General features: G+C 62.6%; 1 protein-coding gene. It reads right to left on the reverse strand.

The genetic code is table 11. From position 1 onward, the window contains the following. Positions 1 to 297 (reverse strand): transposase (locus I8J34_RS24400; RefSeq protein ID WP_214364215.1); only part of this gene is annotated, 297 nt, incomplete at both ends.

A 297-nucleotide genomic window follows, 5' to 3' on the forward strand; every position in this document is an offset into this window, starting at 1 on the left:
CCTCGCGGATCTTGACCCGCAGCGCATCGAAGAACACCACCGGGTACATCGGCTCGAGCGGGCGCGACTGCCAGGCGCCCACCTCGGCCATCACCGCATCGGTGACCGAGCTGATGAACTCGGGTGACACCTCGGTGCCGTACTGATCGATCAACAAACCCTGGATCTCACGAATCGTCATGCCGCGGGCGTACATGGCTATGATTTTGTCGTCGAAACCGGTAAAGCGCCGCTCGTGCTTGGGGATGAGGACCGGTTCGAACTGCCCCTGCCGGTCGCGCGGCACATCAATGCGCA

The organism is Denitromonas iodatirespirans (genome assembly GCF_018524365.1).
GTDB classification, from domain to species: Bacteria; Pseudomonadota; Gammaproteobacteria; order Burkholderiales; family Rhodocyclaceae; genus Nitrogeniibacter; species Nitrogeniibacter iodatirespirans.